Source organism: Xylophilus rhododendri (assembly GCF_009906855.1).
In the GTDB taxonomy this organism is placed as follows: Bacteria; Pseudomonadota; Gammaproteobacteria; order Burkholderiales; family Burkholderiaceae_C; genus Xylophilus; species Xylophilus rhododendri.
Genome location: NZ_CP047650.1, coordinates 4853420 through 4867712, shown reverse-complemented (window position 1 = coordinate 4867712; position 14293 = coordinate 4853420). Strand labels below are relative to the sequence as shown.

12 protein-coding genes and 1 pseudogene are annotated in these 14293 nt (G+C 70.2%); 10 read left to right on the top strand and 3 right to left on the bottom strand.

Going from position 1 to position 14293, the window contains the following annotated elements; genetic code table 11:
- A complete protein-coding gene (locus GT347_RS22545) occupies positions 1-735 on the bottom strand; it encodes a maleate cis-trans isomerase family protein (protein WP_160554318.1) in 735 nt (244 codons plus the stop codon).
- Positions 736-837: 102 nt separating this feature from the next.
- On the opposite strand from GT347_RS22545, the gene GT347_RS22540 reads away from it, so the two are divergent.
- The 9 genes and pseudogenes from GT347_RS22540 (at position 838) to GT347_RS22500 (ending at position 8909) form a co-directional block, all read left to right on the top strand.
- Positions 838-1542 carry a GntR family transcriptional regulator gene (locus GT347_RS22540; protein ID WP_160554317.1) on the top strand — a complete coding sequence of 235 codons (705 nt, stop codon included), beginning with the start codon at positions 838-840 and terminating at the stop codon, positions 1540-1542.
- 222 nt (positions 1543-1764) lie between these two features.
- Positions 1765-2766, top strand: coding sequence for an ABC transporter substrate-binding protein (locus tag GT347_RS22535; RefSeq protein WP_160554316.1), 1002 nt, complete (start codon positions 1765-1767; stop codon positions 2764-2766).
- Position 2767: 1 nt separating this feature from the next.
- Complete coding sequence (locus GT347_RS22530) at positions 2768-3628, top strand: ABC transporter permease (protein WP_160554315.1); 861 nt, start codon at positions 2768-2770, stop codon at positions 3626-3628.
- A 5-nt stretch (positions 3629-3633) separates the two neighbouring features.
- Positions 3634-4413 carry an ABC transporter ATP-binding protein gene (locus tag GT347_RS22525; RefSeq protein ID WP_160554314.1) on the top strand — a complete coding sequence of 260 codons (780 nt, stop codon included), beginning with the start codon at positions 3634-3636 and terminating at the stop codon, positions 4411-4413.
- An 11-nt stretch (positions 4414-4424) separates the two neighbouring features.
- Positions 4425-5174: pseudogene (locus GT347_RS28095) on the top strand (NAD-dependent epimerase/dehydratase family protein); the annotation flags it as partial.
- 220 nt (positions 5175-5394) lie between these two features.
- Positions 5395-6210, top strand: coding sequence for an SDR family NAD(P)-dependent oxidoreductase (locus GT347_RS22515; RefSeq protein WP_160555488.1), 816 nt, complete (start codon positions 5395-5397; stop codon positions 6208-6210).
- 26 nt (positions 6211-6236) lie between these two features.
- Positions 6237-7679, top strand: a complete 1443-nt coding sequence (gene hydA / locus GT347_RS22510; RefSeq protein ID WP_160555487.1) for a dihydropyrimidinase — start codon at positions 6237-6239, stop codon at positions 7677-7679.
- Between the two features lie 16 nt (positions 7680-7695).
- Positions 7696-8439 (top strand): aspartate/glutamate racemase family protein, encoded by a 744-nt coding sequence (locus GT347_RS22505; RefSeq protein ID WP_160554313.1) that lies wholly within the window; start codon positions 7696-7698, stop codon positions 8437-8439.
- A 137-nt stretch (positions 8440-8576) separates the two neighbouring features.
- Positions 8577-8909 carry a hypothetical protein gene (locus GT347_RS22500; protein ID WP_160554312.1) on the top strand — a complete coding sequence of 111 codons (333 nt, stop codon included), beginning with the start codon at positions 8577-8579 and terminating at the stop codon, positions 8907-8909.
- Positions 8910-8919: 10 nt separating this feature from the next.
- Here GT347_RS22500 and GT347_RS22495 read toward each other — a convergent pair whose 3' ends face one another.
- Both GT347_RS22495 and GT347_RS22490 read right to left on the bottom strand, forming a co-directional pair.
- Positions 8920-10287, bottom strand: a complete 1368-nt coding sequence (locus GT347_RS22495; RefSeq protein WP_160554311.1) for a heavy metal sensor histidine kinase — start codon at positions 10285-10287, stop codon at positions 8920-8922.
- On the bottom strand, positions 10284-10961 hold the full coding sequence (locus tag GT347_RS22490) for a heavy metal response regulator transcription factor (RefSeq protein ID WP_160554310.1): 678 nt from the start codon (positions 10959-10961) through the stop codon (positions 10284-10286). The genes GT347_RS22495 and GT347_RS22490 overlap by 4 nt, the downstream gene beginning before the upstream one ends.
- A gap of 128 nt (positions 10962-11089) precedes the next feature.
- Between GT347_RS22490 and GT347_RS22485 the strand changes: the two genes are divergently transcribed.
- On the top strand, positions 11090-14290 hold the full coding sequence (locus GT347_RS22485) for an efflux RND transporter permease subunit (RefSeq protein WP_160554309.1): 3201 nt from the start codon (positions 11090-11092) through the stop codon (positions 14288-14290).
- Positions 14291-14293 lie beyond the last annotated feature (3 nt).

Below are 14293 nucleotides of genomic sequence, written 5' to 3'. Positions count from 1 at the left end.
TCATTGCGGCAGCGAGAAGATCGAGCCCCAGCCCGCCAGCGGCGCCAGGGGCGCGCCGTCCAGGCGCAAGGCCTTCCACACCACGGTCGCGATGCTGTCGTACACCGGTACGCCGTGGCGCGCCTCCAGCTCGGGCACCAGCGGGGCGCCGCGCACATTGGTGCAGAGGATGGTGATGGCCTGCGGCCGGGTCGCCTCGGGCTGGTCCATCACTTCCGCGACCATCCGGCGGATCTGGTCGTCGTCCACCTCCGAAAAAGAAAAGTTGTCCTGCAGCCCCAGATGGCGCTCGGTGCAGGCGATGCCCAGGCCCGCGTAATTGGCGACGATGGCGGCCTGCACATCCGGCCGGTAGGGCGTGACCAGGCCCAGGCGCGAGACACCCGTCGTCTTCAACACCTCGTTGAGCGCCAGCACCGAGGTGCAGGCCAAGGCGCCGGTATGCGCCTGGATCTGCGCGCACAGCCGCTCGTCCGCATCGAAGCCCAGCCAGGAAGAAGAGGTGCCGCTCCAGCCGATCACCGGGCAGCGCGCATCGGCCAGCAGCCCGGCCGCGGTCAGGATGCCGGCCGGATCGAACTGCGCCAGGGCCGAACCCGACAGCGCGATCTCGGTCACCCGGAAGCGCCCGAAATGCGCGCTGGCGCCGGGCACTTCGGCCAGCATGGCGGAGGTCACCGGCTCCAGCACGGTATTGGAGGACGGCGTCAGCATGCCGAGCAGATGGCGGTTCATGGGGGTCGGGTCTCGGTGATGGAATGCGGGGCATGACGCGAGATTCGTGCCATCGGCACGGGTTTTGAGTACGATCCCTGAAGTTCCTGTATCCAATACCCCATGCCCCGCTCCACCTCCCGCGCCGCGCCGCTCTCCAAAGCCGATATCCACGAGCGCATCTACAAGGCCATCGTCGAACACCGGCTGCTGCCCGGCACCAAGCTGCCGGAGGAACGGGTGGCCGAACTCTTCGCCGTCAGCCGCACCCAGGTGCGCGGCGTGCTGCAGCGCCTGGCCGTGGAGCAGCTGGTCACGCTGATACCCAACCGCGGCGCCTTCGTGTCCACACCCACCGTGGAGGAAGCCCGAGACGTGCTGGCGGTGCGCCGCACGCTGGAGCCCTCGGTGGTCGCCCGCCTGATCGAACGCATGGCCGCCGGCCGGGCCGAAGGCGCCGTCGCCCAGCTGCGCACCCTGGTGCGCAGCGAACACCAGGCCCACGCCGATGGCGACCGGCGCACCGCCGTGCGCCTGTCCGGCGAATTCCACGTGCTGCTGGCCGAGCTGTCCGGCAGCAGCATCCTGGCGCGGATGATGCGGGAGCTGACCCCGCTCACCTGCCTGGCCATCCTGACCTTCGACACCCCCCTGGCCTCGGCCTGCCCGAACGACGAGCACCTGCGGCTGATCGATGCGATCGAGGCCGGCGACGTGGCGACCGCCACCGGCCTGATGGAAGAGCACCTGCGCCATATCGAAAGCGCCCTGCGGCTGGACCGGGGCCAGGAGGTCGAGGTCGACCTGGAGGAAGTCCTGCTCGGCTGAACGCCGGTGCACCAGAAGGTGTATCCAATTCAGTGCGCCGGTTTGTCGAAACGGTGCATGGGCGGCACCAAAAAGCCATCCGGTCCGAGCCCGCTCCCCGGGGAAAATGGCGCCCCGAAAACTGTATCCATAATGCAATCGCATTGGATACACACATGGCACGCCCCTTGCTCGGAAAGACGGAGACCCCTTCTCCGCCCTTCCCCTCCAGGAGTTCCCACCATGTTCAGACTGATCGCGAAACTGCTGCTCGCAGTGGCCGCCGTGGCACCGCTGGCCGGCCATGCCCAGGCCGACAACACCATCAAGCTCGGCTATGCCAAGTGCGCCCACTGCACCCCGCTGGCGCTGACACCCGAGCACGCCACCGGCATCAAGCTCGAAGCCATCGGCTTCAACACCGGCAACGACGTGCTCACCGCCCTGCTGTCCAAGAGCATCGACGTGGCCCAGGTCACCTACCTGCACTACGCCACGGCGCTGGACAAGGGCTTCGACCTGGTCGCCATCTCCGGCCAGGTCAACGGCGGCTCGCAGATCCTGGTCGGCAACGACCTGCCCCTGGCCGAGAACGACTGGGACGGCCTGAAGAAACTCATCGCCAAGTACAAGGCCGAGGGCAAGCCCTTCCGCGTGGCCGCCTCGCGCGGCAATGCGCAGGACATCCACATGCGCGGCGCCTTCGCCAAGCACGGCATCGACGTCAACAAGGACGTGCAGTTCATCAACATCCCCAACCCTTCGGACCATGTGCAGGCCCTGCGCCGCGGCGAGGTGGAGCTGATCTGCTCGGTCGATCCCTTCGCCACCCAGATCCGCCAGGTCAAGGCCGCCAAGTTCTTCGCCTTCCCCTACGACCAGGCCGCCGGCAAGCTCACCAACCTGATCCTGACCCGGCCCGACGTGATCGCCGCCAAGCCCAAGGCGGTCGAGGAAACCGTGCGTTCCATCGTCAAGGTCAACGACCTGATCGGCAAGGACAAGCCGCTCTTCGTGGCCACCATCCAGAAGATCACCGGCCTGGACCAGGCCATCGCCGCCGGCGCGGTGGACAACCTCTACCCCGACTACCAGATGCACCGCGCCTCGGCCGTGGCCATCGGCGCCATGATGCGCGACCTGAAATACATCAACTCCGACGTGTCGGCCAAGATCGAGAAGAACATGGACTACCAGTTCCTCGAAAAAGTGACCGGCAAGCCCAAGACCGAACTGGGCTACTGAGATGGCGTCCACGCCCGTGTCCGTTGCGCCGGCACCCGCGGCGCCGCTGGCGCCCTGGCGCCGGCTCTACCGCCGCATCGAGCGCGCCATCGTGCCGGTGCTGGTGCTGGCCGGCTGGGAGGTCTTCTCCCGCTCGGGCGTGCTACCGCCGGCCCTGCTGCCGGCGCCCTCCCAGGTCTTCCTGGCCTGGGCCGACTGGATCTTCGCCATCGACGGCAACACCCAGAACTACAGCGGCAACTGGATCTTCGACGTGGCCCACAGCGCCATGCGGGTCTTCGCCGGCTTCGCCCTGGCGGGCCTGCTCGGCATCGGCCTCGGCATGGCCATCGGCTGGTCGCGCACCGTGGAAAAGCTGATCGAGCCCACGCTGCAGATCCTGCGGCCGGTGCCGCCGGTGTCCTGGATTCCGCTGGCCATCATCTGGTTCGGCATCGCGGACAAACCGGCCATCTTCCTGGTCTTTCTCGGCTCCTTCTTCGCGGTGCTGCTGTCCACCATCCACGGCGTGAAGACGGTGGACCGCAACCTGCTGCGCGCCGGTGCCATGACCGGCGGATCGCCCGGCAAGCTGCTGCGCTACATCGTCTTTCCGGCCGCGCTGCCCAGCATCTTCTCGGGCCTGCGCATCGCCATCGGCTCGGCCTGGATGCTGACCGTCACCGCCGAGATGGTGGCGGTGAAGAGCGGCGTGGGCTACGTGCTCTGGGACTCGTACTACTTCCTGCGCTACGACCTGGTGATCGCCGCCATGGCCAGCATCGGGCTGCTGGGTTTTCTCAGCGACCTCGTCATCAAGCTCGTCGCCGCGCATGTGCTGCGCTGGCAAAAGGGCTCCACCCTGCAGGCCAAGGAAGGCTGAAACCCATGGCACTCATCACCATCGACCGCGTCTCGCGGCTGTTCCAGGATGCCAAGCGCGGCAAGCCGGTCGTCGCGCTGGAGGAGGTCAGCGTCAGCGTGGCGCGCAACGAATTCCTCTGCCTGCTGGGCCCCAGCGGCTGCGGCAAATCGACTTTGCTCAACATGATCGCGGGCTTCGACCACCCCAGCACCGGCACCGTCACGGTGGGCGGGCAGGTCGTCACCCAGCCGGGCGCGGACCGCGGCGTGGTCTTCCAGCAGGCCAACCTCATGCCCTGGCTGCCGGTGTGGGAGAACGTGGCCTTTCACCTGCAGATGCGCGGCGCGCCCAAGGCCGAGCGGCGCGAGAAAGCCCAGCGTTTCATCGAGATGGTGGGCCTGAAGGGTTTCGAGAACCACTTTCCCAGCGAACTCTCCGGCGGCATGAACCAGCGTGTGGGCATCGCCCGGGCGCTGCTGATGAACCCCGAGGTGATCCTGATGGACGAGCCCTTCGGCGCCCTCGACGAGCAGACCAAGATGGACATGCACGCCGAGCTGGTGCGCATCTGGCGCGAGAGCCAGAGCACCATCGTCTTCGTCACCCACGGCATCGACGAGGCGCTGGCGCTGGGCACCCATGTGGCAGTGATGTCCGCAAGGCCGGGCCGCATCCGCGAACTGCTGCCCATCGACCTGGAGCGGCCGCGCGACTCCACCTCGCCGCGCTTCAACGATTACAAGCGCCACATCCTTTCGCTGCTGCGGCCGGAGGAAGTGCCGGCCATGCAGGCCTTCGCCTGAGCGGACGGGGCATGTCGACCTTCATCACCGGGGCCAGCGGATTCGTCGGCCTGGCGCTGGCCGAACACCTGCTGCGGCGCGGCGGGGAGGTGGTGGGTTTCGACCTGGCCGCGCCCTTGCCCTCCGTGCTGGCCGACTTCGCCGCCCTGCCCGGCCGCTTCCTCATGGAGACGGGCGACGTCACCGACGCGGCCGCGCTCGGCGCCGCCCTGCAGCGGCACCGGCCGCGCCGGCTGGTCACCCTGGCCGCCATCACCGCCGATGCGGCCCGCGAGCGCGGCACGCCGGCGGCCATCGCGGCCGTCAACATCGGCGGCACCTGGAACGCCATCGCGGCCGCCGCGCAGTGCGGCGTCGAGCGGGTGGTGCACGGCAGCTCGGGATCGGTCTACGGCGCCTGCGGCGCGGAGCCGACGCCGCTCTACGAAGACCTGACACCGCAGCGCCCCGAAGGCCTCTACGGCATCAGCAAGCAGGCGGCCGAGGCCGGCGCCTTGCGACTCGCAGCACTCCACGGCCTGGACCTGACGGTCGGCCGCATCGGCACCTGCTTCGGCCCCTACGAAGGCGGCAGCGAGCTGCGCGACACCCCCAGCGCCCCGCTGCAGGTGCTGCGCCGGGCCGAGCGCGGCGAGCCGGTGCGCCTGCCCCGCCCGGGCCGGCGCGACTGGCTCTATGTGCGCGACGCCGCAGCCGCCCTGGCCGCCCTGCTCGACATGCCGCGCCCGCCGCGCGCCGTCTACAACCTGGCCGCGGGCTTCGAATGGACGGTGAGCGACTGGTGCCGCCGCCTGGCGCTGGACCTGCCCGGCCTGGACTGGCGCATCGCCGCCCCCGGCGAGCCCCCCAACATCGACTACTACGCCGCCTACGACCGCGCCAGCATGGACATCGAGGCCCTGCGCGCCGACATCGGTTTCCGCCCTCCTACGACCTTCCCGCCGCCGCGGCCGACTTCCTGGCCTGGCGGGCCCACGCGCCATGAACACCGACAACCCACAAGCCGCACTGGCCCCCGCCGCGCAACGCCTGGCCGGCCAGGTCTGCATCGTCACCGGCGCGGCCTCGGGCATCGGCCGCGCCATCGCCCGGCTGTTCGCCCGGCATGGCGCCACGGTGGTGTTGGCCGATGTGACGACCGAGGTGATCGAGGGCGGCGCGCCGACCGCCGAGGTCATCGCTCACGAAGGCGGCACCGCCGTCTTCGAGCGCACCGATGTCTCCGACACCGCCCAGGTGCAGGCCCTGGTGGACGGCACCGTCGCCCGCTTCGGCCGCCTCGACGTGCTGGTCAACAACGCCTGCATCCGCCACGCCCGGCCGCTGCTGGAACTGGAAGAAACCGACTGGCAGCGCGTGCTGGACGTGAACCTGGGCGGCGTCTTTCGCTGCTGCCGCGCCGCCATCCGCCAGATGGCCGGCCAGGCCGCCGATGCCCAGGGCGTGCGCGGCCGCATCGTCAACCTCTCCTCCCAGCACGGCATGATCGCCGCCCCCGGCGACCTGGCCTACGGCACCAGCAAGGCCGGCATCGACTACCTCACCCGCCAGGTGGCCGCCGACTACGCTGCCGCCGGCATCGTCTGCAATGCCGTCGCCCCCGGCAAGATCCAGACCGGGGCGGGCGGCCGCGCGGTCGATCCGGTCGTGCTCGACCGCGCCACCCGCCGCACCCCCTGGCCGCGCCTGGGCCGCAGCCAGGACGTGGCCCAGGCCGTACTTTTCATGGCCGACCCCGAGACCAGCTTCGTCACCGGCACCACCCTGATGGTGGACGGCGGCTGGATGGCTTCCTGAACCTCTCCCCCACCGCGAGACAAGACATGTACACCACCCCATCCCCCGCCTTCGACCTGGTGCTGCGCAACGCCCACGCCATCACCGCCGCCGACGAATTCGACTGCGACATCGGCATCAAGGACGGCATGATCGCCGCCCTCGGCCGCGGCCTGGCGCCGGGCGAGCGCGAGATCGACGTGGCCGGCCGCAACGTCACCCCCGGCGGCGTCGATGCCCACTGCCATCTCGACCAGCCCACTGCCCCGCCGGTGAGGATGGCCGACGACTTCGACACCGGCACCCGCTCCGCCGCCTGCGGCGGCACCACCACCGTCATCCCCTTCGCCGCCCAGCAGAAGGGCCATTCGCTGCGCGAGGCGGTGGACGACTACCACCGCCGCGCCAACGGCAAGGCCCACATCGACTACGCCTTCCACCTCATCGTCAGCGACCCCACGCCCGATGTGCTGAACCGCGAGCTGCCGGCCCTGATCGCCGAGGGCTACACCTCCTTCAAGCTCTACATGACCTACGACGATCTGAAGCTGGACGACGGCCAGATCCTCGACGTGCTGGACGTGGCGCGAAAGCACGGCGCCATGGCCATGGTGCATGCCGAGAACTCGGACTGCATCGAATGGCTGACCAAACGCCTGGAAGCCTCGGGCCGCACCGCGCCGCGTTTCCATGCGCATTCGCGGCCGATGCTGGTGGAGCGCGAGGCCACGCACCGGGCGATCTCGCTGTCGCAGCTGGTGGACGTGCCCATCCTCATCGTGCATGTGTCGGGCAAGGACGCCGTGGAGCAGATCCGCTGGGCGCGCGGCCTGGGCCTGAACATCTTCGCCGAGACCTGCCCGCAGTACCTGTTCCTGACCGCCGAGGACCTGGGCATCGAGAGCGACGGCCAGGGCAGCTACCTGGGCGCGCGCTGCGTCTGCAGCCCGCCGCCGCGCGACAAGTCCAACCAGGACGTGATCTGGAACGGCCTGGCCGATGGCCTCTTCACCGTGTTCTCCTCCGACCATGCGCCCTTCAAGTACGAGGGGGTGGAAGGCAAGCATCCGGGCGGCGAGGAGGTGGCCTTCCGCCACATCCCGAACGGCATCCCGGGCATCGAGACCCGCATGCCCCTGCTCTGGTCCGAAGGCGTGCTGGCCGGCCGGCTCACCGCGCAGAAGTTCGTGGAACTCACCGCCACCAACCCGGCCAAGGCCTACGGCCTGCACCCCCGCAAGGGCAGCATCGCCATCGGCGCGGATGCCGACCTGGTGGTGTGGGACGAACGCGAGCTGACCCTCGACAACGCCATGCTGCACCACGAGGTGGACTACACGCCCTACGCCGGCATGCAGCTCAGGGCCTGGCCGGGCCTGACGCTGTCGCGCGGCGAGGTGGTGTGGGACGGCAGCACCTTCCACGGCCGCGCCGGCCGCGGCCAGTTCCTGGCCTGCGGCGCGCCCACGCTGATGCCGCGCAAGCGCTGAGCAGGCGGGCACCCCGATGAAACTGCTGCTCATCAACCCCAACATCTCCGACAGCGTCTCGGAGCTGATCGCCGCCGAGGCCCGCGCCAGCGCGCCCGAGGGCTGCGAGATCACGGTCATGACCGCGCCTTTCGGCGTGGCCTATATCGAGACCCGCTTCGAAGCCCTGATCGGCGCCTACGCCACCGCGCAGCTGGCGGCCGAACACCATGCGGGCCACGACGCGGTGATCGTCGCGGCCTTCGGCGACCCGGGCCTGGCCGCCCTGCGCGAGGTGCTGCCGGTGCCGGTGCTGGGCCTGACCGAATCGGCCCTGGCCAGCGCCTGCCTGCTGGGCCACCGTTTCTCCATCGTGGCGATCTCTCAGCGCATCCAGGCCTGGTACCGCGAGGTGGTGGAGTGGCACGGCCTGCAGCAGCGCCTGGCCAGCATCCGCGCGCTCGACCGGCCGCTGGCCAGCATAGGCGCGGTGCAGGCCGACCATGGCGAACGCCTGAAGGCGCTGTGCGAACAGGTGGTGGCCGAGGACGGCGCCGAGGTCATCATCCTGGCCGGCGCGCCGCTGGCGGGCCTGGCACGCAGCCTGCGCGGGCAGCTGCCGGTGCCGGTGGTCGAAGGCGTTTCCAGCGCGGTGCGCCATGCCGTCTCGATGGTGGCGCTGCAGCCGGGGCGGGCGCGCAGCGGCAGTTTCGCGCCGCCGCCGCAGAAGGCCCACCAGGGGCTGCCCGAGGCGATCGCGCGGTTGCTGGCGGCGGGCTGAACGGCGCCGTGCACACGCACGGCAGATGGCAGTTTTGTAATCCGATCGTGCGGAATCTGAGCCCGGCCGATTCTTAGAGTCACCTTCACCGACGCCAACCCTCCTCTGTCAGCGCGGCGGTTTTTCAAGGAACTCTCATGACGCTCTACCGCACCCTCCTCGCCTCCGCAGCCCTGGTCGCCGCAGCCGTCTCGGCACCGGCCATGGCCGCCCAACCCTTCGCCTACAGCGTGGTCTCCGGCTACGGCCAGGTCGACCAGAGCCAGCCTTCGGGCAAGGCCTTCGCCCCGACCCCGGCGGCCGCCCCGGCCAAGGGCCCCACGACCGCCCCCTTCGCCTACAACGTGATCTCGGGCTACGGCCAGGTCGACCAGGCCCAGATCGAGCACGACAAGATGGCCCGCAAGCGGGTGGAAGCCAGCGCCGCGCGTGCGGTGCATGCCGGCGGCCTGCCCACCGGCCAGGAATAAGCCGGCGCCTTCAAGCCTCGCGCGCGCCGGCATCCTTGGCCTGCAGGCTCAGGCCGACGGTGGTCACGCCGCCGCGCGAGGAGGCGAAGGTATCGCCGCCATGCATCAGCGCCACCGCGCGCACGATGCTCAGCCCCAGGCCATGGCCTTCGCTCTCGTGCGAGCGCGAGCGCGATCCCTCGCGCCGCCAGAAGCGGTCGAACATGCGGCCGCAGTCAGCCTCCGATAGCCCCGGCCCGGCATTACGCACCGAGAGCCGCGCGCCGCCCGCGTGCTGCGTCGGCTCCAGCGACAGCACCACCTCGCTGCCCTGCGCGCCGTGGCGCAAGGCATTGCCCAGCAAATTGAAGATGGCCCTGCGCACCAGTGCCGCATTGGCCTGCACCGTCGCCCGGCCCTCCACCCGCACGCGGTGGCCGCCCTGCTCGATCGAGGCGTCCAGGAAGTCGATCACCTGGGCCGCCTGCTCCTCCAGCGCCACCGGCAGCAGGTCGGCGGCCGCCTCGCCGCGGTCGGCGCGCGCCAGAAACAGCATGTCGTCCACGATGGACGAGAGTTCGCGCACCTCCTCCAGCGCCGTGCCCACGGTCTCCCGCATCTCCTGCACCGGCCGCTCGCGCGAGAGGGACACCTCCAGCCCGGCCATCATCACGGCCAGCGGCGTGCGCAGTTCATGGGCCACGTCGGCGCTGAAATTCTCCAGCTGCCGGTAGGCGCGCTCCACCCGGTCCAGCGTCTGGTTGAAGCTCTCCACCAGGGGGTCGAGTTCCTGCGCGCCGGCCGGCGCGGCCAGGCGCTGCGACAGCGACAGGGGCGAGATGCCGGCCGCGTCCGCCGACAGCCGGCGCAGCGGCCGCAGGCCGCGCCGCGCCACCAGCACCGCCAGCAGGCCGGTCGCCAGGATGCCGCCCAGGCAGACCTGCAGCGTGGTGCGGTCGAAGCGCCGCATCAGGGCCAGGCGCGCGCGCGGATGCAGGCCGACGACGATGCGCAGGCCGGCATGGGGGCCGGAGCGGTCCACGGTGCGCTCTATGGTCACCAGCGGCTGCCTGTCCTCGCCCGCGCCAAACGGCAGGTCCGGGCGGCCGAAGACGATATGGCCGGCCCGGTCCACCAGCCAGATGCGCAGGTCGCCGTCGCCGGCCTGCAGCTCGGCGATCTCGCGCTGCAAATCCGTGACCGGCGCCTGGCTGCGCTCCAGCAGCAGTTCCACCGCATGGGCCTTGGCCTCCATCTGCAGCTGCTCGCTGAAGCGCAGCTCCTGCGCCAGGCTCCAGTGCAGCACCGCGCCCACGCTGGCGAAGACCACCACGGCCAGCAGGGCCAGCATGGCGGCCAGGCGCAGCGCCATCGATCCCGTCGGCGGCAGCAGCCTCACGGCGCTTCCAGCATGTAGCCCATGCCGCGCACGGTGTGCAGCAGCTTGGGCTCGAAGGCGTCGTCGATCTTGGCGCGCAGGCGGCGGATGGCCACGTCCACCGTGTTGGTGCCGCTGTCGAAGTTGATGTCCCACACCTGCTCGGCCAGCACGGTGCGCGACAGCACCTCGCCCTGGCGGCGCAGCAGCAGGCCGAGCAGCTTGAACTCCTTGGCGGTGAGTTCGATGCGGGTGCCGCCGCGCATCACCCGGCGGCGCATCAGGTCCATCACCAGGTCGGCCGCCTGCAGCGTGGTCGCGTCGCGGGTGCTGGAGCGCACGCCGCGCCGCTGCAGGGCATCGAGCCGGGCCAGCAGCTCGCTGAAGGCGAAGGGCTTGACCATGTAGTCGTCGGCGCCGGTATGCAGGCCGCGCACCCGGTCGTCCACCGCGTCCAGGGCGGTGAGCATCAGCACCGCGGCCTGCGAGCCCTGGCGGATCGCCGCCAGCACCTCGAAGCCGTCGATGCCGGGCAGCATCACGTCGAGCACCACCACGTCGTAGCTGCCGGTCAGCGCCATGTGGCGGCCGTCGATGCCGTCGTGCGCCACGTCCACCACATGGCCGGCCTCGGCCAGCCCCTTGTGGAGGTAGTCGGCCAGCCGCTTCTCATCTTCGACCACGAGTATCCGCATGGGCGCCACCTTGCCTGCTTTCGAGGCTGCCGATGATGACAAATTTGCAATGGAGCTGTGCGCAAGGCGTGCGCGGGGTCTTCCAAGAATCGGCGCTCCATCGCCCCGAAGCCAAAGGTAGACCCTCCATGTGGATCGTGAAGCTCGCGCTGAGCCGCCCCTACACCTTCATCGTTCTCGCCCTGCTGATCCTCATCGTCGGCCCGCTCACGATCTACCGCACCCAGACCGACATCTTCCCGGACATCAACATCCCGGTGGTCAGCGTGATCTGGTCGTACAACGGCCTGGCGCCGCAGCAGATGGAGCAGCGCATCGTCTCGGGCTACGAACGGGCGCTGACCACCAGCGTGGCCGACATCGAGCACATCGAGTCGCAGGCGCTGAGCGGCGTGTCGGTGGTGAAGATCTTCCTGCAGCCCGGCGCCAGCCTGGACCGGGCGCTGGCCGAGATCGCCGCCGAATCCGCCGCCGCCGTCAAGCAGCTGCCGCCGGGCGCGCAGCCGCCGCTGATGCTGGCCTACAACGCCTCGACCGTGCCCATCATCCAGCTGGCCCTGTCGAGCAAGACCCTGCCCGAGCAGGCGCTCTACGACGTGGCCGGCACGGTGGTGCGCACCCAGCTGGCGACCATCCGCGGCGCGGCCACGCCCCTGCCCTTCGGCGGCAAGGTGCGCCAGGTGATGGTGGACATCGACGGCCCGGCCCTGCAGGCGCGCGGCCTGGCGCCGATGGACGTGGTCAACGCGATCAACGCCCAGAGCCTGATCCTGCCCACCGGCAGCGCCCGCATCGGCACGCTGGAATACAACATCGACACCAACGGCAGCCCGGCCAGCATCCAGGAACTCAACGACCTGCCGATCCGCTCCGGCCGCGACGGCAAGGGCGGCGTGACCTATGTGCGCGACGTGGCCACGGTGCACGACGGCTTCGCGCCGCAGCAGAACATCGTCAAGCAGGCGGGCGGCCGCGCCGCCCTGCTGCAGGTGGAAAAAAGCGGCGGCGCCTCCACGCTGGACATCGTCGCCCAGGTCAAGGCCATGCTGCCCAAGCTGCAGGCCGCCGTGCCCGCGGGCGTGACGCTGCAGGCGCTGGCCGACCAGTCGGTGTTCGTCACCGCCGCCATCGACGGCGTGGTGCACGAGACCGTGCTGGCCGCGGCACTGGCCAGCCTGATGATCCTGCTGTTCCTGGGCAGCTGGCGGGCCACCCTGATCATCGTGGTGACCATTCCGCTGTCCATCCTGTGCTCCCTGGTGGTGCTGTCGGCCATCGGCCAGACCATCAACATCATGACGCTGGGCGGCCTGGCGCTGGCGGTGGGCATCCTGGTGGACGACGCCACGGTGACCATCGAGAACATCGAGCACCACCTGCAGAACGGCCGGCCGCTGCATCAGTCCATCCTCGAAGGCGCGGGCGAGATCGCGGTGCCGGCCTTCGTCTCCACCGGCTGCATCTGCATCGTCTTCCTGCCGATGTTCCTGCTGACCGGCGTGGCGCGCTACCTCTTCGTGCCCATGGCCGAGGCGGTGGTGTTCGCCATGATCGCCTCCTACATCCTGTCGCGCACCGTGGTGCCGACGCTGGCCGCCTACCTGCTCAAGGCCCGGGACGAGGAGGCGGACAAGGGCCGCCGCCCGGGCATGGCCCAGCGTTTCCAGCAGGGCTTCGAGCGCCGCTTCGAGCAGCTGCGCGCCGGCTACACCCGGGTGCTGGAGGGCGGCATCGCCTCGGCCGGCACGGTGGCCGCGCTCTTCCTGGCCTTCTCGCTGTGCTCGCTGCTGCTGATCCCCACGCTGGGCCAGGACTTCTTCCCCAGCGTGGACACCGGCCAGATCCGCCTGCACCTGCGCGGCCGCACCGGCCTGCGCATCGAGGAAACCGCCCGGCTCACCGACGAGGTGGAGGCCGCCGTGCGCCGCATCGTGCCGCCGGCCGAGCTGGGCAGCATGCTCGACAACATCGGCGTGCCGGTCAGCGGCATCAACCTAACCTACAGCAATTCGGGCGTGATCGGCGCATCGGATTCGGAAGTGCTGATCACCCTGGCCGGCCGGCACGCCCCCACCGCCGGCTACCTGGCGCAGCTGCGCGAACAGCTGCCCCGGGCCTTCCCCGGCACCACCTTCTCCTTCCCGCCGGCCGACATCGTCGGGCAGATCCTCAACTTCGGCTCGCCCGCGCCGATCGACGTGCAGGTGGTGGGCAAGGACGGCGCGGCCAACCGCGCCTACGCCGCCCGGCTGATGGCGCGCCTGCGCACCATCCCCGGCATCGCCGACCTGCGGGTGCAGCAGCCGGGCGACCAGCCGGGCATCCATGTGGCCATCGACCGCACCAAGGCGCAGCTGATGGGCCTGAGCCCGCGCGACGCGGCCGGCAACCTGCTGGTCAGCCTGAGCGGCAGCGCGCAGACCACGCCCAACTTCTGGCTGAACCCGGCCAACGGCGTGAGTTACCTGATCGCGGTGCAGACGCCGCAGTACCAGATGGACTCGCTGCAGGCCCTGGCCAACATCCCGGTGACCGGTGCCGGCCAGCCGGCGGGCGGCGTGGGCGCGCTGCTGGGCAACCTGGGCGACTTCAGCTTCGCCAGCGGCCCGGCGGTGGTCTCGCACTACAACGCCCAGCCGGTGGTGGACGTGTTCGGCTCGGTGCAGTCGCGCGACCTGGGCGGCGTGGCCACCGAAATCGAGCGCATCGTCCAGGACAGCCGGGCCGACCTGCCCAAGGGCGCCAGCGTGGTGGTGCGCGGCCAGGTGTTGACCATGCACGAATCCTTCACCGGCCTGGCCCAGGGCATGGTGTTCGCGGCCCTGCTGGTCTACCTGCTGATGGTGGTGAACTTCCAGTCCTGGCTCGATCCGCTGATCATCCTGACCGGCCTGCCCACGGTGATGGCGGGCATCGCCTGGATGCTGTTCCTCAGCCACACCACCATCAGCGTGCCGGCGCTGACCGGCGCGATCATGTGCGTGGGCATCGCCACCGCCAACAGCATCCTGGTCATCAACTTCGCCCGCGAGAAGCTGGCCGGCGGCATGGCGGCGGCGCAGGCCGCGCTGGAAGCCGGCGCCGGCCGGCTGCGGCCGGTGCTGATGACGGCGCTGGCCATGCTCATCGGCATGGTGCCCATGGCCATCGGCCTGGGCCAGGGCGGCGAGCAGAACGCGCCGCTGGGCCGCGCGGTGCTCGGCGGCCTGCTGTTCGGCACCGTCGTCAGCCTGTTCTTCGTTCCCCTGGTCTTCGCCCTGGTGCACGGCTGGCGCGCCCGGCGCCGCATCGCCTCGAACACCGCATCCCCCTCCATCCTCGAAGCCTGAACC

What these genes read in the sequence shown, in the direction of transcription:
- GT347_RS22490 (WP_160554310.1), bottom strand. Translation starts at nt 10,961, where the DNA reads ATGCGGATACTCGTGGTCGAAGATGAGAAGCGGCTGGCCGACTACCTC.
- GT347_RS22515 (WP_160555488.1), top strand. Translation starts at nt 5,395, where the DNA reads ATGAACACCGACAACCCACAAGCCGCACTGGCCCCCGCCGCGCAACGC.
- GT347_RS22535 (WP_160554316.1), top strand. Translation starts at nt 1,765, where the DNA reads ATGTTCAGACTGATCGCGAAACTGCTGCTCGCAGTGGCCGCCGTGGCA.
- GT347_RS22540 (WP_160554317.1), top strand. Translation starts at nt 838, where the DNA reads ATGCCCCGCTCCACCTCCCGCGCCGCGCCGCTCTCCAAAGCCGATATC.
- GT347_RS22500 (WP_160554312.1), top strand. Translation starts at nt 8,577, where the DNA reads ATGACGCTCTACCGCACCCTCCTCGCCTCCGCAGCCCTGGTCGCCGCA.
- GT347_RS22485 (WP_160554309.1), top strand. Translation starts at nt 11,090, where the DNA reads ATGTGGATCGTGAAGCTCGCGCTGAGCCGCCCCTACACCTTCATCGTT.
- GT347_RS22525 (WP_160554314.1), top strand. Translation starts at nt 3,634, where the DNA reads ATGGCACTCATCACCATCGACCGCGTCTCGCGGCTGTTCCAGGATGCC.
- hydA (WP_160555487.1), top strand. Translation starts at nt 6,237, where the DNA reads ATGTACACCACCCCATCCCCCGCCTTCGACCTGGTGCTGCGCAACGCC.
- GT347_RS22505 (WP_160554313.1), top strand. Translation starts at nt 7,696, where the DNA reads ATGAAACTGCTGCTCATCAACCCCAACATCTCCGACAGCGTCTCGGAG.
- GT347_RS22530 (WP_160554315.1), top strand. Translation starts at nt 2,768, where the DNA reads ATGGCGTCCACGCCCGTGTCCGTTGCGCCGGCACCCGCGGCGCCGCTG.
- GT347_RS22545 (WP_160554318.1), bottom strand. Translation starts at nt 735, where the DNA reads ATGAACCGCCATCTGCTCGGCATGCTGACGCCGTCCTCCAATACCGTG.